The 22,390-nt window shown below is 63.4% G+C and carries 24 protein-coding genes; 18 read left to right on the plus strand and 6 right to left on the minus strand.

Annotated elements, in window-relative coordinates:
- Positions 1-145: 145 nt before the first annotated feature.
- Genes FNV92_RS16470 through FNV92_RS16485 form a run of 4 tightly spaced genes read left to right on the plus strand, consistent with a single transcriptional unit; the run spans position 146 to position 2,876 of the window.
- Positions 146-727 carry an ABC transporter permease gene (locus FNV92_RS16470; protein ID WP_244623687.1) on the plus strand — a complete coding sequence of 194 codons (582 nt, stop codon included), beginning with the start codon at positions 146-148 and terminating at the stop codon, positions 725-727.
- Entirely contained in the window at positions 724-1,482 is a 759-nt protein-coding gene (locus tag FNV92_RS16475) for an ABC transporter ATP-binding protein (protein WP_015685784.1), read from the plus strand. Before FNV92_RS16470 ends, FNV92_RS16475 begins: the two co-directional genes overlap by 4 nt.
- A gap of 3 nt (positions 1,483-1,485) precedes the next feature.
- A complete protein-coding gene (locus tag FNV92_RS16480) occupies positions 1,486-1,809 on the plus strand; it encodes a hypothetical protein (protein WP_041748273.1) in 324 nt (107 codons plus the stop codon).
- A gap of 5 nt (positions 1,810-1,814) precedes the next feature.
- Positions 1,815-2,876 carry an ABC transporter substrate-binding protein gene (locus tag FNV92_RS16485; RefSeq protein WP_143845669.1) on the plus strand — a complete coding sequence of 354 codons (1,062 nt, stop codon included), beginning with the start codon at positions 1,815-1,817 and terminating at the stop codon, positions 2,874-2,876.
- 204 nt (positions 2,877-3,080) lie between these two features.
- Here the strand turns inward: FNV92_RS16485 and FNV92_RS16490 are convergent, their stop codons facing one another.
- Positions 3,081-3,707 carry a LysR family transcriptional regulator gene (locus FNV92_RS16490; protein WP_143846295.1) on the minus strand — a complete coding sequence of 209 codons (627 nt, stop codon included), beginning with the start codon at positions 3,705-3,707 and terminating at the stop codon, positions 3,081-3,083.
- A 129-nt stretch (positions 3,708-3,836) separates the two neighbouring features.
- On the opposite strand from FNV92_RS16490, the gene FNV92_RS16495 reads away from it, so the two are divergent.
- From FNV92_RS16495 to FNV92_RS34620, 3 genes are read left to right on the plus strand one after another with little or no spacing between them, the layout of a single operon-like run.
- Positions 3,837-4,229, plus strand: coding sequence for a RidA family protein (locus FNV92_RS16495; protein ID WP_143845668.1), 393 nt, complete (start codon positions 3,837-3,839; stop codon positions 4,227-4,229).
- A 47-nt stretch (positions 4,230-4,276) separates the two neighbouring features.
- Positions 4,277-4,963, plus strand: a complete 687-nt coding sequence (locus FNV92_RS16500; RefSeq protein WP_168213691.1) for an L-2-amino-thiazoline-4-carboxylic acid hydrolase — start codon at positions 4,277-4,279, stop codon at positions 4,961-4,963.
- A 56-nt stretch (positions 4,964-5,019) separates the two neighbouring features.
- Positions 5,020-5,109, plus strand: a complete 90-nt coding sequence (locus tag FNV92_RS34620) for a hypothetical protein (protein ID WP_416377759.1) — start codon at positions 5,020-5,022, stop codon at positions 5,107-5,109.
- A 180-nt stretch (positions 5,110-5,289) separates the two neighbouring features.
- Here the strand turns inward: FNV92_RS34620 and FNV92_RS16505 are convergent, their stop codons facing one another.
- The 4 genes from FNV92_RS16505 to FNV92_RS16520 form a co-directional block, all read right to left on the minus strand.
- Positions 5,290-6,318 (minus strand): ABC transporter permease, encoded by a 1,029-nt coding sequence (locus tag FNV92_RS16505; protein WP_143845665.1) that lies wholly within the window; start codon positions 6,316-6,318, stop codon positions 5,290-5,292.
- A 12-nt stretch (positions 6,319-6,330) separates the two neighbouring features.
- Positions 6,331-7,833, minus strand: a complete 1,503-nt coding sequence (locus tag FNV92_RS16510) for a sugar ABC transporter ATP-binding protein (RefSeq protein ID WP_143845664.1) — start codon at positions 7,831-7,833, stop codon at positions 6,331-6,333.
- A 6-nt stretch (positions 7,834-7,839) separates the two neighbouring features.
- A complete protein-coding gene (locus FNV92_RS16515) occupies positions 7,840-8,862 on the minus strand; it encodes a sugar ABC transporter substrate-binding protein (RefSeq protein WP_015685792.1) in 1,023 nt (340 codons plus the stop codon).
- Positions 8,863-9,003: 141 nt separating this feature from the next.
- Positions 9,004-9,408, minus strand: a complete 405-nt coding sequence (locus FNV92_RS16520; protein ID WP_168213690.1) for a globin — start codon at positions 9,406-9,408, stop codon at positions 9,004-9,006.
- Between the two features lie 481 nt (positions 9,409-9,889).
- Here FNV92_RS16520 and FNV92_RS16525 point away from each other — a divergent pair, with 481 nt between their 5' ends.
- The 11 genes from FNV92_RS16525 to FNV92_RS16575 all read left to right on the plus strand — a co-directional run bounded on the left by FNV92_RS16525 (position 9,890) and on the right by FNV92_RS16575 (position 21,119).
- Positions 9,890-10,264: a DUF2946 family protein gene (locus tag FNV92_RS16525; RefSeq protein WP_186355488.1), complete on the plus strand. Its 375-nt coding sequence runs from the start codon at positions 9,890-9,892 to the stop codon at positions 10,262-10,264.
- 96 nt (positions 10,265-10,360) lie between these two features.
- A complete protein-coding gene (locus FNV92_RS16530; protein ID WP_143845661.1) occupies positions 10,361-12,766 on the plus strand; it encodes a TonB-dependent receptor domain-containing protein in 2,406 nt (801 codons plus the stop codon).
- A 26-nt stretch (positions 12,767-12,792) separates the two neighbouring features.
- Positions 12,793-14,004 (plus strand): sialidase family protein, encoded by a 1,212-nt coding sequence (locus tag FNV92_RS16535; protein WP_143845660.1) that lies wholly within the window; start codon positions 12,793-12,795, stop codon positions 14,002-14,004.
- Positions 14,001-14,498, plus strand: coding sequence for a TlpA disulfide reductase family protein (locus FNV92_RS16540; protein WP_143845659.1), 498 nt, complete (start codon positions 14,001-14,003; stop codon positions 14,496-14,498). Before FNV92_RS16535 ends, FNV92_RS16540 begins: the two co-directional genes overlap by 4 nt.
- 28 nt (positions 14,499-14,526) lie before the next feature.
- Complete coding sequence (locus FNV92_RS16545; RefSeq protein WP_143845658.1) at positions 14,527-15,048, plus strand: copper chaperone PCu(A)C; 522 nt, start codon at positions 14,527-14,529, stop codon at positions 15,046-15,048.
- A gap of 20 nt (positions 15,049-15,068) precedes the next feature.
- Positions 15,069-15,482: a hypothetical protein gene (locus tag FNV92_RS16550; protein WP_244623686.1), complete on the plus strand. Its 414-nt coding sequence runs from the start codon at positions 15,069-15,071 to the stop codon at positions 15,480-15,482.
- Positions 15,483-15,502: 20 nt separating this feature from the next.
- A complete protein-coding gene (locus FNV92_RS16555; protein ID WP_168213689.1) occupies positions 15,503-16,021 on the plus strand; it encodes a YcnI family copper-binding membrane protein in 519 nt (172 codons plus the stop codon).
- Positions 16,021-17,583: a copper resistance CopC/CopD family protein gene (locus FNV92_RS16560; protein ID WP_143845655.1), complete on the plus strand. Its 1,563-nt coding sequence runs from the start codon at positions 16,021-16,023 to the stop codon at positions 17,581-17,583. The genes FNV92_RS16555 and FNV92_RS16560 overlap by 1 nt, the downstream gene beginning before the upstream one ends.
- A 151-nt stretch (positions 17,584-17,734) precedes the next feature.
- The gene (proS, locus tag FNV92_RS16565) at positions 17,735-19,054 is read left to right on the plus strand and encodes a proline--tRNA ligase (RefSeq protein WP_143845654.1); all 1,320 of its coding nucleotides are present in this window, start codon (positions 17,735-17,737) and stop codon (positions 19,052-19,054) included.
- A gap of 72 nt (positions 19,055-19,126) precedes the next feature.
- Positions 19,127-20,407 (plus strand): lipoprotein-releasing ABC transporter permease subunit, encoded by a 1,281-nt coding sequence (locus FNV92_RS16570; protein WP_143845653.1) that lies wholly within the window; start codon positions 19,127-19,129, stop codon positions 20,405-20,407.
- Positions 20,408-20,414: 7 nt separating this feature from the next.
- Positions 20,415-21,119 carry an ABC transporter ATP-binding protein gene (locus FNV92_RS16575; protein ID WP_041748277.1) on the plus strand — a complete coding sequence of 235 codons (705 nt, stop codon included), beginning with the start codon at positions 20,415-20,417 and terminating at the stop codon, positions 21,117-21,119.
- A gap of 129 nt (positions 21,120-21,248) precedes the next feature.
- On the opposite strand, the gene FNV92_RS16580 is transcribed toward FNV92_RS16575, so the two are convergent.
- Positions 21,249-22,328, minus strand: coding sequence for a quinone oxidoreductase family protein (locus FNV92_RS16580; RefSeq protein ID WP_143845652.1), 1,080 nt, complete (start codon positions 22,326-22,328; stop codon positions 21,249-21,251).
- Positions 22,329-22,390: the final 62 nt, after the last annotated feature.

A 22,390-nucleotide genomic window follows, 5' to 3' on the forward strand; every position in this document is an offset into this window, starting at 1 on the left:
CATTCCGGTGGTCGCGGCCTGGTGGATCGTCACAAAGCTGCAAATATTCCCACGCGCGTTTCTGCCTGGACCCGCGGACGTCGTCCGCTCATTCGGGACGCTGGTTTATACGGGTATCCTTCCGGCGTACTTGCAGGACAGCATCGTGCGCTTGGCCGTCGGTGCGTTTTGGGGCGTCGCCCTCGGCATTCCTCTCGGAATCCTGGTTGGCCTCAATCAGCGTGCGCGTACGGCGCTGTGGCCGCTGCTTCTGTTCTTTCAGGCCATCGGCGATATCGCCTGGCTGCCGATCCTGGTGATCTGGTTCGGCTATGGCCTCACGACCATCACGGTCGTCATCGTCTATACAGTGATCTTCCCGGTTGTCCTGAACACGGTGCTGGGCGTGCGCTCGATCCCCATCACCCTGCACCGCGCGGCCCAGAGTCTGGGTGCCTCGCGCATTCGCATGTTGTGGGAAGTGGTGTTGCCGGGAGCGCTGCCCAACATCGTGACTGGCCTGCGCAACGGGCTCGGCTATGGCTGGCGCGCTCTGATCGCAACCGAGATTATCGTCGGCACCAGCGGTATCGGATTTCTCATGTTCGACGCGCGCCGCTCCGGGTCTGTCGTCGAGATCCTGCTCGGCATGATCATCCTGGGAATCCTCTGGTACATCGTCGATAGCTGGATACTGGCACCGATCGAGCGGGCGACAGGACAGCGGTGGGGGCTGGTGACGCGATGAAGGATCTGACTATCCGCAATCTGTCGAAGACGTATTTCGACCCCTATGCCGGCACAAACGTCACCGCCGTGCATGACGTGTCACTGAAGGTAGAGCAGGGAGAGTTCGTCTGCATCGTCGGTCCTTCGGGCTGCGGCAAGACGACGATCCTCAACATGATCGCGGGCTTCATCCCGCACACGGGCGGTGAGATCTTGGTCGGCGGCCGTCCGGTCAAGGGACCGGGCCCTGACCGCGGCGTGGTTTTTCAATCCTTTGCCTTGTTCCCGTGGCGAACCGTGCTCGAGAATGTCGCGTTCGGTCCCAAGATGCGCGGCGTCCGCAAGGTCGAACGCGAGAAGATCGCGCATGAATATCTGGCGCTCGCCAAACTGACCGAGGCGGCCGGGCGTTATCCCGCCGAATTATCAGGCGGCATGCAGCAGCGTGTCGGCGTGGTGCGTGCGCTGGCGAACGAGCCCGACGTGTTGCTGATGGATGAGCCGTTCGCGAGCGTCGACGCCCAGACCCGGATGACCCTCCAGGAAGAGCTGACGCGCATCTGGCAGGAGAAGCGGTCGACGGTCATCTTCATCACGCATGACGTCCCGGAAGCCGTGTTTCTCGCCAACCGGGTGATAGCGCTGTCGAAGGGACGTGTGCTCGAGGAAATCGCCGTGGACTTGCCACGACCGCGATCATGGGACGCGCTGAACGATGATGCGCGGTTCAAGGAATTGTCGGGACGTGTTCTTCAACTCGTGCGGTCGGCCTGAGCCATGTTGAAAGATGCCCTTCGATCGCGAAAGGCGCACATCCTCTTGGTGGTGGCGGTTGGTTATCTGGCCTGGCAGCTTTGGCTGACCATCGCCGCACCGCAAAAGATCGCGAACTTCGCCGGCAGCTCGGAAAAGGTGAATATCCTCGTCGTGCTGCCGTTCGAACCTGAACGTTTCCACGTTCAGCTGATGCAGACGTACGGCCGGGTATCCGGAACACAAGAAAAATCCGTTGAAGTTCGGGGAGTGAAACGAGCGGACTTGACGACCGTCGCCCGGCCTTACTGGGTTACGCGCATCGAGCCGCTTCAACCAGGGGGATGACCCAAATGCGACGACTTGCGATGCTGCTCTGCGCCTTGTTGCTGCTGCCGTCACTTGCAATGGCGCAGGCCAAGGATCCCGTAAAACTCAAGGTCGGCATGGTGGCAGCCGTGGACATGCTGGCGCTGCCGATTGCGCTGGAGCGCGGCTTTTTCGAAAAGTACGGGCTCGACGTCACCATCGCTCGCCCCTACGCAACCGGCGTCGATGCGCTCAATGCCTTGCAGGCAGGTGAAACCGACATGGTGCAAGCTGGCGTGCCGGCTATCGGCGCGATTCTACGCAACATGGATCTGGTTTTCCTCGGTAACTTCAGCGGCAATGCCACGAAGCTCGGATCCGATGCCACGCTCGCCCTCATTGCCAACGGCGACTCAGGGATCGTCAAAGGCGACTTGAAAAGTCTCAAGGGCAAAAAAATAGCGACCTCATTCGGCACGATCAACCATCTGTACATTCTCGGCTTGCTCGAAAAGGCCGGCCTCTCGCCGACCGACGTGACGCTGATCAACACGCCGCCGCCGGAGATGAGCGTGGCGCTGCTTGCCAAGGGCGTGGACGGGTTTGTGTGCTGGGACCCGGCACCGGTCATTGCCATGAAGGACGTTCCGGGGGCTATCGAGGTCATCCGCGGCGGTGATGTCATTTCTTATCTCGGATTCAATATCGCGCTGCGGCCTTGGGTGGAGAAGAACGGGGCGACAATCGAGAAATTCCTGGCAGCGGTATCGGAGGCCGACCAGTGGATGCGCAAGAACCCCAAGCAGGCCGCAGCCATCGGTACGCGCTGGATTCCTGGGTTGAAGCTCGACGTGGCGGAGACCGCGATGCAGTACAACATCCAGCAGGTGGATCGCCGTATTTCCGCGCACAACTATCGCGCGCTTTGGAAGGCGCAGGATACGCTGCAACGGCTCGGCGTCATCAAGTCGGTGTTCGACGTGAACAAGCACATCGAACCCAAATTCATCCTCAACGTGATGAATACCTACCCGGACCTGTTTTCCGATCTGCAGCCCATTCCTGCAGATGTGGCAATTAAACCGGGCTTCGTGTTCAAGCCCTGAACCCAAGTGTTGCCGCGCGCCCTGAAGCAGGTGCGCGGCAACAAACTTCCTGCTTACATCCCAAGATACGCGTTTTTCAGGGTGCACAACGTCACAACCGCTCTGTGCACACGCTCGCGACGCGTTCGTTACGTCTCGAAAAGCAGACGTTCGATGACACGTGGGCTTGTTGGTTGGCCGTAAGGTCAGCAACAAGCTGCCGTCTCAACTTCCGGCCATGCCGACGAGGCGAGGGTGGCGGCTTGCGAGTGCCTTCTCAACCGGCAGGCTGCGCAGCCACGCGCGAAAACTGACGATCTCGGGGCAATCCGCGGTGCCTTCAGGCGCAATCAGCCAATCACCGACGCCTGGTCCCTCATTGACCCGGTCACAGCGATAGCCCGGATGGTGGCCGAGACTCCGGGCGATCAAGAGGTCCACCTTGCCCTCGACCAATTCGTGCAGGCCGGCCGGTTGCAGCACCCGCAAGCCGATCTCCGGATGCATGCTGCGAAACGCCGCCAGATCGAGGCGGCGCAGGTCGAAGCTGCCATGCGCGCCCAGTTGCAGCAGCACCGTACCTGCCGGCTTCAATTGTGAGGTCGCATCCGCAATATGGCGGAACCCTTCGGATATCCCGGGCAGATAGGCTTGGCCGGCCGGCGTCAGAATCAGCTGCTTGTGCAGCCGCTCGAACAGCTGCACGCCGAGGCGGGCCTCCAGCGCTTTGACCTGCTGTCCCACGGCGGCGGGCGTCACGTGCAGTTCGTGCGCGGCGAGCTTGAAGCTGAGATGGCGGGCCGCGGCCTCGAAGGCGCGGAGCGCGTTGAGCGGGGGAAGGGCATAAGTCATCGCACCGTAAGTTTGACACCGATGGTCCCCGTCCTTGCAATAGATTTTCTTGCGTTGAACCGCAGGAATGATGCTTTGCGCCGTGGCGATGCCGCCGGATAGGTTTGGTCCGCAATCCGGAGAAGCCACATGCCCGCAGCTCACATCGTCAGCCACAATCCCGCTACGGTCCACCCGCCCGCCGGCGGCTACAGCATGGGACTTGAGCTGACGCAGCATCGCCGTTTGCTGTTCATCAGCGGCCAGGTCCCTGAACGAGCGGATGGCTCCGTGCCCGAAGGTTTCGAGGCGCAGTGCGAGCAGGCCTGGCGAAACGTCAGGGAGGTGCTCGCGGCCGCAGGCCTTGGCGTCGCACATCTGGTCAAGGTCACCACGTTTCTGACCGAGCGCAGCCAGGTCGTCGCCAATCGCGCCATCCGGCGCGCGATGCTCGGTGACCACCAGCCCGCCCTGACGGTCGTGGTCGTCGAGACCGTCGAAAGCAAATGGCTGCTGGAGATCGAGGCGATCGCCGCGCAATGAAGAGGGCATGGCCGATGTTGCAACAGGCTCGTCACGTCAGGTGTCCAATGACCGAAGTCCATCCCTTTTACGAAACGCATCGGGGCGCCATGGAAGCCGCTATGCGCGAGCGGCTCGATCTTGCCGGGGCGATGCTCCGTGAGCGCACGCATCTGTCGGATATCGACGGGATCAGGCGGGAGGTCATGGACGAATTCGAGATCGTGCTCACCCAGATGCCTTATGTCGGCGGCGCGGCAAGCCGCATGAGCGATTTCTTCATGCGCCTGACGGGGTTTATGGCGATCAGCCGCGTGCTGCTGCGGCACGGCGTGCCTGTTCCTGTGATCGGCGAGATCGAGCGGGACACCTACAAGGCGCAATTGCTGACCGCGCCCAAAGCGGAACGTCTCGCCGCGGGACTTCAATTCATGTCGCCGGAGAACCAGGCCTTGCTGCGCCAGCAGGCGGCGGTGAGCGTTACCGAGAGTCACCAGAAGGAGTTTCCTGAGGATTTCGTCTACGATTTCATCGAGCCGGGTTCGCAGGACAGTTTCGAGTTCGGCATCGACTACAAGGCCTGCGGCTTCTGCAAGCTCGCGGCGCGCCATGGAGACAAGGACATCCTGCCGAACATCTGCGGGCTGGATTTCGACGCCTATGCCACGCGAGGCATTCGCCTGCATCGGACACAAACGTTGGCGGGCGGCGCCAGCCACTGCAATTTCCGCTTCTCGCGGTTGGCGGCGGAATAGAACCGTCCTTCTGAGGTGGCCGCCCCTTCAGCGGCCCTCGAAGGGCGACGGCCCGGCTGCCGCCACGTCGTCATTGCGAGCGCAGCGAAGCAATCCAGAATCCCTCAGCGGAAAGACGCTGGATTGCTTCGCTGCGCTCGCAATGACGGAGGCAGGCACGTTCGTCGAAGCCGCCGCCATGATGCCATCATGCTCCTGTTTTGCCCGACGTGTCAAGTCAGATTCGAAAAATCAGCAATTTCGCGGCGCCGCCCTCAAGCCGTTGATTTCGCTGCTCCCGGCTACTGTGCATGGGGTTGTTTTCGCATTCATCATCTTGGGCTCGTCTACTCCGCCGCTTTCTCCCGCAGCCGCTGCGCGTAGACGTTGATGACCAGCGCCGCCAGCAGGATCAGGCCGCGGATCAGGATCTTCAGGAAACTGTCGATGTTGACGTGGTCGAGGCCGTTGTTGAGCACGCCGAGCACGAACAGGCCGGCGATGGTGTTGCCGATGCCGCCACGGCCGCCGAACAGGCTGGTGCCGCCGACCACGACGGCGGCGATGGAGTCGAGCAGATAGGTGTCGAACTCGTTCTGTTGCGCGCTGCCGAAATGGGCGACGCCGAGCATGCCGCCGATGCCGGAGCACACCGCCGAGATCACCATCACCGCGCCGAGTATGAGCTTGACGTTGAGGCCCGAATATTCGGCTGCCTCGCGGTTGCCGCCGACCATGTAGACGTAGCGGCCGAAGCGCGTGTAGGTCAGCACCAGATGGCCGCCGAGCAGCATGATGGCTGCGACAATGACGATCCAAGGGATGCCGCCGATCGAGCCGGAGCCGAGCGTGGTAATCAGGCCCGGCACCTTGTAGGCGATCTGGCCGCGCACCAGCAGGGCCGAGACGCCGGCCGCGATCTGCATCATCGCCAGCGTCATGATGAAGGAGGGGATGCCGATCACGGTCAGCCCCAGCGCATTGACCAGGCCGAGCAGCGCGCAGAGCAGGATCGACATGAGGATCGCGACCGCGCCGGGCAGCGGGATGTTGGCGATGTTGACGTAGGATTCCTGCAGCGTGAAGTAGGCGACCGCGATGCCGGTGACGTTGGCGATGCTGGCGATGGAGAGGTCGATCTCCGCGCACAGGATCACGAAGGTGAGGCCGACGGCGATGATCCCCGTCACCGACACTTGCGTGAGGATGTTGCCGAGATTGTCCAGCGTCGCGAAGGAGGGGCTCGCTAGCGCGAAGAATCCGGACAGGAAGATCAAGGTCAGGAACGGCGCGATGTTGCGCATCTGCGAGCGCAGGAAAGGCGCGAGACCCCGCGCTTTCCGACCCACCGCTGGAACCGTCTCACTGCTCGCCATGGTGCTTCTCCGTCACGCCGCTTCCAGCAGGCGGTCCTTGCTGACCGGCTCGTTCTTGAACTCCCGCACCAGCGTGCCGCGCTTGAGGACGAGGATGCGGTCGGCCAGCGACAGCACCGTTTCCGGCTCGGTCGACAGCACGATGACGGCGAGCCCCCTGGCGCGAAGGTCGCGGACGATGTTGATGACGTCGTTCTTGGCGCCGACATCCATGCCGCGGGTCGGCTCGCACAGCACCAGAAGCTTGGGCGGATAGGTCAGCCATTTTGCCAGCGCGACCTTCTGCTGGTTGCCGCCGGAGAGCATGCCGAGGTCGAGCCCGACCACCGGCGGCCTGATCTGCAGCTGCTCGACCTGGCGTTTCGCGATCTCGCGCTCCTGCGCCGGCCTGAGCAGCAGGGACGAGATGCGATCGAGAATGCTGATCGAGATGTTCTTGTAGACCGGCTCCTGGTGGAACAGCATGTCGCGCCGGCTCTCCGGCACCAGCGCCACGCCCGAGCGCCGCGCCGCCGCCGTGCTGGCAAAGCTCCTCGGCTTGCCTTCGACCGCGAGCGTGCCGCCATCCGGCTTCAGCTTGCCGAACAGGATGCGCGACAGCTCCTGCTGGCCGCAGCCCATGAAGCCGTAGATGCCGAGCACCTCGCCGGCGCGCGCCTCGAAGGAGATGTTCTTCAGGCTGCGTGCCAGCGACAGCTGGTCGACCTTCAGGACGACCGAGCTATTGCTCGGCTGCGGCAGCATCAAATCGTCGCTGTAGCTGTGCTCGAGGGCCTCGCCGCCGCGGCCGATCATGGCCTCGATCAGTGCGCCCTTGCTGGTGGCCGAGGCCGCGGTTTCGGCGGCCTTGCGGCCGTTGCGGAACACGGTCACCGTGTCGGACACGCGCAGGATGTCCTCGATGAAATGCGAGATGAAGACGATGGCCGTGCCTTCTTCGCGCAGCCGCCGCAGTGTTGCGAACAGCCGCTCGACCTCGGGCGGGGAGAGGGCGGAGGTCGGCTCGTCCAGGATGACGATGCGGGCGCCGGAGAACAGCACGCGCGCGATTTCGATCAGCTGCTGCAGCCCGATCGAGAGGTCGCCGAGCCGGCTCATCGGATCGACGTCGAGACCAAGCCGGGCAAGCTGTTCGCCGGCCTCTCGCGCCATCCGCCGCCATTGCACGAGGCCGAGGGCGTTGGTCGGCTGGTTGCCGAGGAACACGTTCTCGGCGACCGTGAGGTCGGGCGCGACCGAGAGCTCCTGATGCACCATGGCGATGCCGGCGGCGCGCGCATCGCGCGCCGAGCGGAAATGCATTTCCTTTCCGTCGATCAGGAAGCGGCCGGAGAATTCGGTATGCACGCCGGCGATGATCTTCATCAGCGTGCTTTTGCCGGCGCCGTTCTCGCCGACGAGACCATGGATCTCGCCGGGGGAGAGCGCGAAGTCGACACCACGAAGCGCTTCGACGCCGCCGAAGCTCTTCGTGATGCCCTGCAGTTCCAGGATGGGCGAACGCACCTCGGGCATGGATGCTCAGATCAGGAAATGATCCTGCATCCATTGCATCCCGGCGGCGTTTGCCTTGGTCACGACCGGGCCGTCGGTGACGACGTTCTTGGGGATGCCCTGTCCGCTCTTCTCGCCGCCGACCACGGCGGAGACGCCTGCGATGATGGCGCCGCCGTGGATGCGGCAGGACGGGTTGCGCACGGTCGCGAACATGCGGCCTTCGCTCACCGCCTGGATCGCCGGCGGCATGGCATCGACGCCGCCGATCAGGATGTTGGTGCGGCCCCGCGCCTTCATGATGTTGGCGGCGGCCAGCGCCATGTCGTCATTGTGGAAGAACGCCGCGTCGATCTGCGGATACTTGGTCAGATAGGTTTCCCAAAGCCGCGCGGTCTTCGAGACGTCCCAGTCGGCGGGCTGGGTGTCGAGCACCTCGATGCCGGGGAATTGCTTGACCACGTTGTTGAAGCCCTTCGCGCGGCCCTGCGCGCCGGTGTGGCCAAGGGCTCCCTGCGTCATGATGATCTTGCCCTTGCCGCCCATCGCGTTGCACAGCGCCTGAGTCACCGAGGCGCCCATGAACTCGTTGTCGGGGGCGAGGAAGGAGTGGACGTTGATCTGGTCGAGCGGCGCAATCAGCGTGTCCATGTCGATGACGGGCGTGCCGGCGTCGATCATCTTCTGCACGGGCTGGGTGAGGGTGCCGATGCCGAAAGCCTGGATCGCGACGAAATCCCATTTCTGCGAGGCCATGTTGTCGATCGCCGCGCGCTGCTTCACCGCGTCGAGCTGGCCGTCGAACCAGGTGACTTCGACATTGAACAGCTTGCCCCAGAATTCCGCGGCCTGCTTGCCCTGCGCGCACCAGGTGGCTTGGAGGCCTGCATTGGAGAAGGCCGCCTTCAGCGGCTTCTCGCTTCGTCCGACTTCGGCTGCCAGAGCCGGATTTATCCCCATGCTGCCGAGGATGGCAGCCCCGGCGCCGGCGGTTGCTGCCGCCTGAAGAAGATCGCGCCTCGTCGTCGAGAAATCTTTCGTCCCGGACATCGCTCGCTCCCATAATATCTTGTCGTCGGCGCGTCATTGATTGCGCGACCGATCTTTGAAAGTCTCTCACAAGAGTTGTTCCCACTCAATCTGCAATCAACCGCGAGATCGCCGCATCTCGCGTTGGTGCGGCGCAAGGCGCTACGCTGCAATGCCCGCAAGGGCGTCGATCTCAATGAGCAACGTATCCCAGGCCTGGCCGATCGCAGGCGACCATTGTTCACCGAGCAATTCCCGTAGCGTATCCCTGATCACGGCGAAGAACGTGATGAACAGCTCGCGCGGGGTGCCGTAGCCGTCGTGCGAGACAACCTCGCAGGCGATCAGCCGGAACTGCCCGCGACGCTCGCCGGCGAAATCGAGGATTGCCTCGATCGTCAGCGCAAGCATCGAGCCCTTTACGAGCGCGCTTCCTTGCGAGCGGAACATCGCCTGCGTTTCGGGATGCTCTGTGAACAGGCGTTGGTAGACGAGCGGCGTGAGATCCGCGCAGCGCGAGGCCGCGCGTTCAAAGCTCAGTTCGATCATATTGGGAGGAGCATTCATCCGCGCTCTGGCCATCCAGACAAAAAAAGAGCGGGGCCCTAGCCCCGCTCGAAAATTGTGTCGACCCTATTATCCCCGATTCTAAGATTTGCTCTTGATTGACGGGGCGACGCTGCGTTTTGCGCGCCAGGGGCTCCTCCCGAGACTTGGACCACCAGACTTTGACCTCGCGGCTAGCCTGAGCAAGAGGGATGCTAGATCAACTTTTCTCACTTGTCATCATTTTCGGCAACGATTGTTCAAAATTAGAGCAGTTAACGAAATGATCAGGCGGCCCGAGGTGTAACCATATGACAAATATAAGAAATCTGTGGAGGAGGCAGGCTTGCCCATCTGCCTCAAATGCCGGACGTCTTCTCTTGCGGGGCGGCCGGGCCACAATTTTCGAGAAATTTGCGCTGGACCAAGAAGCCGGTGGAACTGACCTCGACTCAGGTCCCGGCGCGGTGTTTAGTTAGCGCACGAACGAATGGTTCGGCGGATGCGCGCACGGCTGCAAAAATTCCTCCCCCTGGTCCTGCTCGCTTTGGCGATGCAGGTGCTGGCGCCGATTGCCGCCTGTCTGGCGGCCGGCCAGGCCGTGGCCGATCCGCTGTCTGCCGGCGTCATCTGTCACAGCGCGAGCGAGCAGGGCAGCCCGAGCGACCAGAGGGGCGCGCCGGCCGCACATGGCGCGGCATGCGCTCTCTGCTGTCTGGCCCAGGCCAACGCCTCGCTCGATTCGCCGCCGCACACGGCGCTCCCCAGTCCCTTCCGCCACGCTGAGCGCGTGGTGTGGCATGTGGCGGATGCATCCGCTGTCGTAGCCCATAAGGGCACAAGCGCCCAGGCGCGCGCGCCGCCGCACTCCTCCTGACCTAGCGACAAACCGAGCCATTGGCGCGCGATCTGGCTGCGCCGGTGTCGTGTTCAATGGACCGGCCCAAGGTGCCGGATGTCAGGAATTCAAGTGATGTTACGCATTCGTGCGATCGGCAGCGCGAGCTTGCCCGTGCTTTGCGGGGTGCTGTCCTCGATCGCCTCCGACGCGCTCGCCCAGGCGACCCCGCAGGCGCTCCCCCCGGTGACGATCGAGGCGCCGCAGGCCGCCCGTCCCAAGCCAGTCATTCGGTCGTCGAGGCCTCGCTCTGCTTCGGCCGGTCGTTCGGCGAGGCCTATTACGCCGAGCGCGAGCGCGAGCGCCAGCGTCCCGACCCAGAACAGGGCTGTGACCGCCAGCGCAGCCCGAGATGGTCTCAATCAGGCGCCTGCCGGCCAGACCGCCACGACCATAGATCGCAGCCAGTTCGACAACCGCCCGTCGTTTTCGGTCAGCGATGTCCTGCGCGACAGTCCGGGCATTTCGATCAAGCAGGGCAACGGCCCGCGCGATTTCGGCATCTCGATTCGCGGATCCAATGCCCGGAACGGTTTCGGCATCCGCAATCTCGTCATCTTCGAGGACGGCTTCCCAGTAACCCAGCCGGACGGCCTGTCGCGCAGCGACCTGATCGATCCGCACGCCTATGGCGCCATCGACGTCGTTCGCGGGCCTTCGTCAGCGCTCTACGGCAATTACGCAACCGGCGGCGCGCTGAACTTCCGGACGCGGCCGGGCGGCACGATCGACGGCGTTGAATATGGTGTCGACGGCGGAAGCTATGGCTACCTCAACAACTATCTGGCGGCCGGCAAGAAGGTCGGGAATTTCGAGGGCTCGCTGTTCGCAAGCGACACGCGCGGCGACGGCTATATCGGCAACAGCTGGTTCAATACGCAGACCGTCAACTTCCTCGGAACGCTCAAGGCGACGCCGGACGACCGCTTCACGGTCAAGATCATCAACAACGACCTCAGCACGCGGCTGCCGATCCGGCAGTCGCTGAACCAGTACTACACCAATCCCTTCCAGCAGGGATGCGCGACCGGCGTCACCGCCGCGGCTGGATGCGGCACGGTCACGCTGAACAACAACGGCTTCAACCCGACTGCCGGAACCGACAAGGAGACGGCCGTGCAGGCCGGGCTCGGCCGCAACGACCGGCGCACCATCGTCGGCGGCCGGTGGGAGCACGATTTCGACAACACCACGACCTGGCGCAACCAGTTCGTCTTCGACGACAGGAACATCAGCCAGCCGACCGGCACGACCAGCGCGATCGGCGACTTTCCGTCGTACAATTACATGAGCGACCTCACCAAGCGCGGCGAGATCCTTGGATTGGAGTCGACCGCGTTCTTCGGCGCTTTCTACAATACACTGACGGCATCGAGTGACACCCGAAACGTGATGCCGGGAGCCAATGCCACGCTCGGCAGGCTTTCCAGCAATCTCCATAGCGAAACGACCAATTATGGCGTGCGCGCGCGGGAAGAGCTCAAGCTGACGACCTCGTTGACGGCGGTTGCGGGCGTTGGCTGGGAAACCACTGTTCTGAAAGGAACAAACACGGCCTATTCGTACGCCGGTCCAACGGGCGTCACCACGACGACGCTCACGACGGCGGACCGGCAGTTTCAAAATACCGCACCGGAGCTGGCGCTGCTCTATAATCTCAACAACGAATGGCTGTTCCGAGGACGCGTTGCCTCGGGCTACGGCACTCCGCAGGTCTCGAATCTTTTCATCCTTCCGACGGGATTGTCAGGCAACAACACCCAGCTCCAGACTCAGAAGAACCTTGGTTACGATCTTGGTTTCGATTGGACGCCGAACAACACGCTCAAGCTCAGCGCGACCGGCTTCTACGAGTTCTTCCGCAACGAGATCGTCAGCCAAGCTACTCCGATTACCGGCATATCCTACACGTTCAACGCCCCGCGATCGGAGCACCGCGGCATCGAGCTTGCGGCCGACTGGAAATTCTATCGGGGCTGGCGCTTCATGGCGGCGTACACCTATCTCGACGAGGTCTACACCGAGTATGTCGAGAACATCACCAATGGCGCGGTGTTCGGCTTCAACCGGGCCGGCAACAAGATCCCCGGCATCTCGCCTAACGAGCTCACGGCCCGGATCGGCTACGATGAGGTTACCGGGCAACTGGCTGGCCTCGGAGGTTTCGTCGAGGTCCAGTGGAAGGATTCCTTCTACATGGACAATGCGAATTTGCTGAAGGCGCCGGGGTACGAACTCGTCAACCTGAACGTCCACTACAAGACCGACCTTGTGTCCGACACCTTCAGATCCCTGAACCTGTTTCTCGAAGTCAGGAACGTGTTCGACCGCACCTATGTCGCGTCGGCAAACAACATCGCCAACACAGTGACGACAGCCGGCCTTCAAAATCCTGCGAGCACGCTCGCAAACACGACGGGATCGATCTCTGCAGGCTCGCCGCGCACGTTCGTTGCAGGTATGAAGGTGGCGTTCAAATGATCCGGGCTCTCGAAGGGTGTCGGCCCATGCTCCGAAGCGGCTTGCTCGGGATCGTCGCTTTCGCATTCCTGCAGGGCGCTGCGTTCGCGCAGATGCACGGTCAGCATGCATCCGAAGCGGCCTGCGACGAGCCGACGTTGCGCTGCGCAACCAAGGCGACGCCTGCGTTCGGTCCGGACGGAAAGCTGTGGCTTGCCTGGATGGCGGGAGGGCAGGTATCGGTTGCGAGCTCGCAGGATGCTGGGCGCAGTTTCTCGGCCCCCGTCCAGGTCACCACCACGCGGCTGAATCTCGATTGGGGGCCGGACGCGCGGCCGAAGATCGTGGTCGATCGCAAGGGCGGCATTGCCCTGGCATTCTCGATCTTCAGGGACGAGGCGTTCAACGGCCAAGTGCTCTACACGCACTCCGGCGATGGTGGGAAGAGCTTTGCCGAGCTGAAGCCCATCACCGCAAACAACGAGAGCCAGCGTTTTGAGGCGCTTGCGCTCGATCAGGACGGGACGATCTTTGCGGCCTGGCTCGACAAGCGCAATCGTGTCCCCGCAAAGGAAGCAGGACGGAAGTACGACGGAGCAGGGCTGTTCTTTGCCTCGTCGCGCGATGGCGGCGTTACCTACGCAGAGGCCAGCCTAGCGAGCGACAACACCTGCGAATGCTGCCGATTGGGGCTGGCGTTCGCGGCGCCGGGGCGACCAGCCGTGATCTTCAGGAACATTTTTGACGGCGGCGTGCGTGATCATGCGGTCATGACATTCACCGATGTCTCGACAGCGGGGGAAATCCGTCGGGTCAGCAACGACGATTGGCAGATCAACGCCTGCCCGCACCACGGGCCGAGCCTCACCGTTGCACCGAACGGAATCTATCACGTCGCCTGGTATACGAATGGGAAGGCGCGGAAGGGATTGTTCTACGCGCACTCGCGCGACGAAGGCCGCACATTCTCTGCGCCCGTGGGAATCGGACAGCCGGGCCGTAATCCGACGCGTCCCTTTGTGCTCGCGGGTCCCGCTGGGACGGTGATGGTGTGGAAGGAGTTCGACGGCGAGAAGACTTCGGTTCAGATGACGATTTCGCGCGACGATGGCGACACGTGGTCGCCGCCGAAGACGATATCGAGCACGACCGACACCTCCGACCATCCCTTGCTGATTTCCAATGGCCGACAGACCTATCTGTCATGGATGACGAAGGCGGACGGCTATCGCCTTACAGCGATCGAGGACCAACCATGACACGTCGATTTGCAGGCATTTTGGGTCTGGGTATCCTGATCGCATCGGTCGCCGCGCTCGGGGCAGCGCCGGCCCTAAAACCGTTCGAGCGCGGCACCTGGCAGAGCGTTCTCAGGGGGCATGCGGGCCGTCCGACGCTCGTGCATTTCTGGGGCGTGACCTGTGGACCCTGCAAGGTCGAGCTGCCACTGCTCGGGCAGTTTGCGAAGGACCATCCGGGAATCGACGTGGTCACGATCAGCGCCGATCTCGTGCCGAACCTGCCGGCGGCGACGCAATCGATGCTCGACAAGGCTGGGCTGTCGTCCACCGAGAACTTCATCTTCAATGACGGTTTTGTCGAGCGTTTGAGGTTCGAGATCGATCCTGCCTGGCAGGGCGACATCCCCAGGACCATGCTGGTTTCACGGGATGGGACCATCACGACGATCGAAGGTTCTGCCGAAATGGTCGATCTCGAAAAATGGTCGGCGCAACAACTCGCCACACACTGACATTCAATCTGCAAACGGGAAGACTGATATGAAGACGATCTTGAAAGATGTGATGTTCGCGGCGTTCGCACTGGCGCTCTGCGCTGCACAAGCAGTGGCCGACGAGGTCAAGGCGGGTGATCTCGTCATCTCGCAGGCGTGGAGCCGGGCGACGCCGGGCGGCGCCAAGGTTGCCGGTGGCTATCTCACGATCGAGAACAAGGGAGCGGCGGCTGATAAGCTGGTCAGTGTTTCCGCCGATATCGCGGGGAAGGCCGAAGTCCATGAGATGGCGATCGACAATGGCGTCATGAAGATGCGTCCGCTCGACAAGGGCCTCGTCATTGATCCCGGCAAGACGGTGAAGCTCGCCCCCGGCGGTTATCATCTGATGCTTCAGGAGCTGAAGGGCGCGTTCAAGCAGGGCGACAAGGTCCCGGTGACGCTTCAGTTCGAGAAGGCCGGCAAGGTCGCCGTCTCCCTCGACGTGCAGGGTGTCGGCGCGCAGGCGCCCGGCGACGGCGGACACATGATGAAGAAAATGCCGGATCATTCGGGAATGAAGATGTGATGAAACCGATCAAGGCTCCCATGACCTCGCGTCGAACCATCACGGGCCTCGTGCTCGGAGCGGCCGCGTTGCTGTCGGTTGCGGTGACGCCGCTTGCGGCGGCGACCGACGACGACAGCTTCTTCACCCATCTGCACACCGATAAGGCGATGGCCAATGTCACGGTCTCGCCGGGCCGCGCCGGCCCGGTCGAGATCGCCATCCAGCTCGAGACGACGGATGAAGCGCCGCTCACGGCCAAGGCCGTGTCGGTGACGCTCGTGGAGGCACAGACTGGCAGGAAGCTCGCGCCGGTCGAAGCCTTGCGGGACGGCGAGGACAGCTGGCACGTGAAGGTCGCGCAATTGACGCCGGGACGCTGGGTGCTGGGTCTCGGAATTTCGATCTCCGAGGCCGATCACGTCAGCATCGAATCTCCGATCCTGATCAAGTGACCTCGTTGAGGAGGACGACCATGTCGAAGCGATCCTGCCTGTTTCTGATCGCCGCGCTCACCGCATCGCCTGCCGCGGCGCATATCACCCTCGAGACCAGGCAGGCGACGGTCGGCTCGTACTACAAGGCCGTCTTCGCCGTCCCGCACGGTTGCAAGGGCTCGCCTACTGTGAAGATCCGTGTGCAGATTCCGGAAGGCGTGATCGCGGTGAAGCCGATGCCGAAGGCGGGCTGGAGCGTCGATGTGGTTGAGGGCAAATATGCAGGTGAATACGATTATCACGGCAACAAGCTTTCCTCCGGTGTCAAGGAAGTCGCCTGGTCCGGCGGCAAGCTGCCGGACCATAATTACGACGAGTTCGTCATCAGCAGCTTCCTCACAGGCAGCTTGAAGCCGAACACGACGCTGTATTTCCCCGTCGTGCAGGAATGCGAGACCGGAGTCAGCCGCTGGATTGAGATCCCCGTGGAGGGGGCAAAGCATTCGCACGAAGGCAATTCGCCGGCACCCGGCCTGAAGCTGTTGCCAAAGCCTTGATGCGTCTGCCCGCCGCCCTTGCGACGCTGCTCCTCGTTGTTGGCTTTGCAACCGGGGTGTGGGCGCATGCGGCGCTTGTCTCGGCCGAGCCGGCGAGCGGCAGCATGCTTGCGAGCGCGCCGAAGGCGGTAGAGCTGCGCTTCAACGAGGAGGTGACGCCTGGCGCGATCCGACTGATCGACGGCGCGGGCAAGGCGCGGGACGACGCCCGCGTCAGCGCATCGGGTGAAACCATCTCGGTTGCGATGCCGCCGGACCTTCCGCAGGGCACCGCGGTCTTGAGCTATCGCGTGATCTCGCAGGATGGCCATCCAATCGCCGGATCGGTGATCTTCTCGATCGGTAGGCCGACCGGGACACAACCTCCGGCCAATGCCGACGGCGGGTTGAATGCGCTGATCTGGCTGGCGCGGGTTGGCCTTTATCTCGGCCTGTTCGTCGGCGTCGGAGGTGTGTTCTTCGCGAGATGGATCGCGTGGGCGATGACCGGCATGATCGTCCCGCGCGTGGCGCTCGTAATCGGAATTCCCTGCGCAATTGCCTCTCTCGGTGTGTTGGGCCTCGATCTCCTCGGCCTGCCGCTGGCGGCACTCGCGACGGCCGCGCCCTGGAAAGTCGCATTCGCGACCAGCGCCGGTCCCGCATTGCTGGTCGCCATGGCCGCGGTGCTGTGCGCTCTGCTGGCGCTGCGCGGCGCATGGTACGCGCGTGCGCTTGCGATCGTCGCCTTGGTCGGCGTGGGCCTGTCGCTCGCCATGACCGGGCACGCGGCCACGGCGCCGCCGGAGGCGCTGACCCGGCCGGCGATCTTTCTTCATGGCCTCGGCGTCACCATCTGGATCGGTGCTCTCGTGCCGCTGGCCACGCTGGTGTCGAGGCCGACGGTCGCGACGCTTTCGGTCGTGAACCGCTTTTCCCGCCTTGCCGCGCTCGCGGTCGGCGTGCTGGCCGCGACCGGACTCGCGCTCGCGTTCGTCCAGATCGAAAAGCCGTCTGCACTGGTCGAGACCCGCTACGGCCAGATCCTCTCGGTCAAGCTCGCGCTGGTCATCCTGCTGCTGGGACTTGCCGCACTCAATCGGTTCCGGCTGACGCCGGCCCTAGCGCGGGGGGAAAAGGCTGCGTCGATCCTCAGGCGCGTGATCCTGCTGGAATGCGCCATCGCGCTGGCGATCTTCGCCGTCGTCGCCGGCTGGCGCTTTACGCCGCCGCCACGAGCCATCGTTCCGGAGACGCCGCTGGCGATCCACATCCATGGCGACAAGGCGATGTTCCAGGTGCTGGTCTCGCCGGGCAAGGCAGGCGTCGACGATTTCGTGCTCCAGCTCATGACCGGCGAAGGGGCGCTGCTCAAGGCAAGGGAGGTGACCCTGACGCTCAGCCTGCCCGAACGAGGCGTCGAGCCGATGGAGCGGGACGCCTCGCTGGGGCCGGATAGCTACTGGCACGTGCGCAAGGTCGAGCTGCCCTTTGCCGGGCGGTGGCATGTTCGGATCGACGCGCTGGTGAACGATTTCGAGAAGATCACGTTGGAGGACGAGCTTGAGGTTGGGGTGCCTTGAGGCGTGTCGTCGCGGCTCAAGCTGAACCTGAAGCCAACGGAAAAATGACAGGAATTCCGTCGCCTTAGCGGCTTTTCCTCATTCCCGGTCTTGTGTTTTCGCTCTCAATCCGGTTTCACTGCAGGCGATCACTGATTCCCAGAGTATTGCCATGCGGTTGTCGCGGTTCTTTCTGCCCATTCTGAAGGAAAATCCGAAAGAGGCGGAGATCGTCTCGCATCGCCTGATGCTCCGTGCCGGCATGATCCGCCAGGAGGCGGCCGGCATCTATGCCTGGCTGCCGCTCGGGTTTCGGGTGCTGAAGAAGATCGAGCAGATCGTGCGCGAGGAGCAGGACCGCGCCGGTGCGCTGGAACTCTTGATGCCGACGCTCCAACTCGCCGACCTCTGGCGTGAGAGCGGGCGCTACGACGCCTATGGTCCGGAGATGCTGCGCATCGCCGACCGCCACAAGCGCGAGCTGCTGTACGGGCCGACCAACGAGGAAATGATCACCGAGATCTTCCGCGCCTACGTCAAGTCCTACAAGAGCCTGCCGCTCAATCTCTATCATATCCAATGGAAATTCCGCGACGAGCAGCGTCCGCGTTTCGGCGTGATGCGCGGCCGTGAGTTCCTGATGAAGGACGCCTATTCTTTCGACCTCAACGAGGCTGCAGCGCGCGTCGCCTACAACAAGATGTTCGTCGCCTATTTGCGCACTTTCGCGCGGATGGGACTGAAGGCGATCCCGATGCGCGCCGAGACCGGCCCGATCGGCGGAGATCTCAGCCACGAATTCATCGTGCTGGCCGAGACCGGCGAATCCGGTGTCTTCATCAATCGCGACGTGCTGGACCTGCCGGTGCCGGGCGAGGACGTCGATTACGAGGCGGATCTGACGCCGATCATCAAGCAATGGACCTCGGTCTACGCTGCCACCGAGGACGTCCACGACGCCGCGCGCTTCGAGCAGGAAGTGCCCGAAGACAAGCGGGTGAACACCCGCGGCATCGAGGTCGGCCAGATCTTCTATTTCGGTACCAAATATTCCGACGCCATGAAGGCACTGGTGGCGGGCCCTGACGGCGTCGACGTGCCGATCCATGGCGGCTCCTATGGCGTCGGCGTCTCGCGCCTGCTCGGCGCCATCATCGAGGCCTGCCATGACGATGCCGGCATCAAATGGCCCGAAGCGGTGGCCCCGTTCCGCGCCGTGGTGCTGAACCTCAAGCAGGGCGATGCCGCGGTCGATGCGGCCTGTGAGAAGCTCTACGCCGAACTCACCGCCAAGGGCGTCGATGTGCTCTACGACGACACCGACCAGCGCGCCGGCGCCAAATTCGCCGCGGCCGACCTGATCGGCATTCCCTGGCAGATCATGATCGGGCCGAAGGGACTTGCCGACGGCAAGATCGAGCTGAAGCGGCGTAGCGACGGCTCACGCGAGAATTTGTCGCCTGCGGACGTCGTGGCCCGGCTGGTCGCCTGAATAGTGTTCATCGCGCGATAATGGGCCGGCAATCCGGCCACAATTGACCCCGAATCATGGGATTATCAAGCGATGGATGAAACCATGACCGAGACCAAGCCAACCGCACCTTTTGCGCCCTTCGAGTGGATGCTGTCGGCGCGTTATCTGCGCGCACGCCGCAAGGAGGGATTCATCTCGGTCATCGCCGGGTTCTCGTTCCTCGGCATCATGCTGGGCGTGGCGACGCTGATCATTGTGATGGCCGTCATGAACGGCTTCCGCAAGGAGCTGCTCGACAAGATCCTGGGGCTGAACGGCCACATCCTGGTGCAGCCGCTGGAATCGCCGCTGACCGACTGGAAGGACGTCGCCGACCGCCTCAGCCAGGTTCAGGGCATCCGGCTGGCTGCTCCCGTCGTGGACGGCCAGGCGCTGGCGTCCTCACCATGGAATGCCTCGGGCGTGCTGGTGCGGGGCATCCGCTCCGACGACCTCAACAACCTCACCTCGATCGCGAAGAACATCAAGCAGGGCTCGCTGGAAGGCTTCGACGACGGGCAGGGGGTCGCGATCGGCCGGCGCCTCGCCGACCAGCTGTCGCTGCATGCGGGCGACAGCATCACGCTGGTGGCGCCGAAGGGCGCGGTCACGCCGATGGGCACGACGCCGCGGATCAAGCCCTACAAGATCGTCGCGGTGTTCGAGATCGGCATGTCCGAATACGATCTCGGCTTCGTGTTCATGCCGCTTGCGGAGGCGCAGGCCTATTTCAACCGCAGCAATGATGTCACCTCGATCGAGGTGTTCACCACCAATCCCGACCAGATCGTCGCCTTCCGCAAGGCGGTGACGGAGGCCGCGGGCCGGCCGGTTTTCCTGGTCGACTGGCGGCAGCGCAACTCGACCTTCTTCAACGCGCTCCAGGTCGAGCGCAACGTGATGTTCCTGATCCTGACCATGATCGTGCTGGTCGCGGCGCTCAACATCGTGTCCGGCCTGATCATGCTGGTGAAGGACAAGGGGAGCGACATCGCGATCCTGCGCACCATGGGGGCCTCGCAGGGCTCGATCATGCGCATCTTCCTGATCACGGGCGCATCGATCGGCGTGGTCGGCACGCTGGTCGGCTTCGTCGTCGGCCTCCTGATCTGCCTGAACATCGAATCGATCCGGCAATTCCTGTCCTGGCTGACCAGCACCGAGCTGTTCTCGCCGGAGCTTTATTTCCTGTCGAAACTGCCCGCCGAGATCGACATCGGCGAGACCACGGCCGTCGTTATCATGGCGCTGACGCTGTCGTTCCTTGCGACGCTCTACCCGTCGTGGCGCGCCGCGCGCCTCGATCCCGTCGAAGCGCTGCGGTATGAGTGAGGGGCTGATGGAGCAGCAGCAGGGGGCGGAAGATGTACCGGTCATTTATCTCCACGAGATAAAGCGGCAGTACTTGCAGGGCGAGGTGCCGCTGACGATCCTCGACGGCGCCAAGCTCGCGCTGTGGGCCGGCCAATCGGTCGCGCTGGTGGCGCCGTCGGGCTCGGGCAAGTCGACGCTGCTGCACATCGCGGGGCTGCTCGAAGCCCCCGATTCCGGCGAGGTCTACGTCAATGGCGCGCCGACCTCGCAACTGCCCGACATCGAGCGCACCCAGCTTCGCCGCACCGACATCGGCTTCGTCTACCAGTCGCACCGGCTGCTGCCGGAGTTCTCGGCGCTGGAGAACGTCATGATGCCGCAGATGATCCGGGGCCTGAAGAAGTCCGAGAGCGTCAAGCGCGCCAAGGAGATCCTCGGCTATCTCGGCCTCGGCGATCGCATCACCCATCGCCCGGCCGAGCTGTCGGGCGGCGAGCAGCAGCGCGTCGCGATCGCGAGAGCCGTTGCGAACGCGCCGCGGGTGCTGTTCGCGGACGAGCCGACCGGCAACCTCGACCCACACACCGCGGACCACGTGTTCCAGGCGCTGATGCAACTCGTCAAGGCGACCCAGGTCTCGATGCTGATCGCGACCCACAACATGGAGCTCGCCGGCCGCATGGACCGCCGCGTGTCGCTGTCGAACGGCCAGGTCGTCGAGCTCGAATAGCAAAAACTCGAAAACAACCCCATGCACAGTAGCCGGCTTTGACCGGCTTGGAGCGGGGGCACAGCTCCCAGCCCTTTGATATGTCGCGCAAACCCGCGGCGACGGCGCATCGCCGCCGCGGACGGGCCGCTACGGCCGGATCACCGTCAGTTTGAACGGTCCGCCGTTGGCTGCAGCATGCGCCACGGCATCGTTGGCGTGGTCGAGGTCGAAGTCCGTCGCCTCGTACTCCTCCAGCCGCAGCAGCCCTGATCGTACCAGTGCGATCAGACGCGCGGCTGCATCCGGCGGATACATCCAGACGCCGTGGATGCTGTTGCAATTGCGCATGATCCAGGGATAAGGCAGCTCAAGACCGGCGCCGCCCGCCATGCCGACGCCGCCCATCAGTACGACGCGGCCATACGGGCGCACCGTCATGATCGCCGCGCGCACCACGGTGGTGCTGACCGAGGGCGGCATGATGTCGAACACGCAGTCGATAGGCCCGGGCGCTGCGCGCTTCATGCTCTCGCGGTCGTCGTCTTCCTTGCCGGTGAGCTTGACCGGCGTCACCCGATCGCCGAAACGGCGGACGAGATCGGCCAAAATTGTCTCGTTACGGCCGGGGGCCACCACGCAGGCGGCGCCCATCGCCAGCGCGACCGATACGGCCGCACTGCCGAAATTGCCGGTGGCCCCGCTCACCAGCACGATCTCGCCCGGCCGAAGGTTGGCGGCGAGGAATCCGCCATAGGGCACCAGCAGCGTCCCGAGTGCGCACCATCGGGTGGCTTCCTCCGATGTGATCGCACCAAGTCGTTTAACGTTCTCGGTCGGCACCCGCATCTGTTGGGCAAACGAGCCATGGCGGAAATGCTGTTGCAGGCGCATGCCGCCCGGACCAGCGGCCGTGAGGCCTTGCAGGGCGATGTCGGGTGCTGCCGCGTCGTCGCGCGAGCGCACCGTCGGGTCGCAGAACACCCAGTCGCCGATGGCTAGCCTGGTTGCGTCAGGACCGAGCGCACGCACACGTCCGATGCCGCCGGGTCCCGGAATGATCGGTAGATCGAGCGCATAGTTGCGCTCCCCGCTGAAGACCTCGTTCATGTAGGACAGCACGCGCGTGGCGACCATTTCGACGATGACCTCGCCGGTGCCGATGGTCGGTTCGGGAACGTCCTCGATGACGAGCGGCGATCCAAAGGATTTGAGTACGGCAGCTTTCATGATCTCACCTCAAGGTCGGGTAAGGCGGATATGCGCCGTCCTTGCAGGGGCAAGAAGGCCTG

The sequence above is a fragment of the Bradyrhizobium cosmicum genome (genome assembly GCF_007290395.2).
Lineage (GTDB): Bacteria > Pseudomonadota > Alphaproteobacteria > Rhizobiales > Xanthobacteraceae > Bradyrhizobium > Bradyrhizobium cosmicum.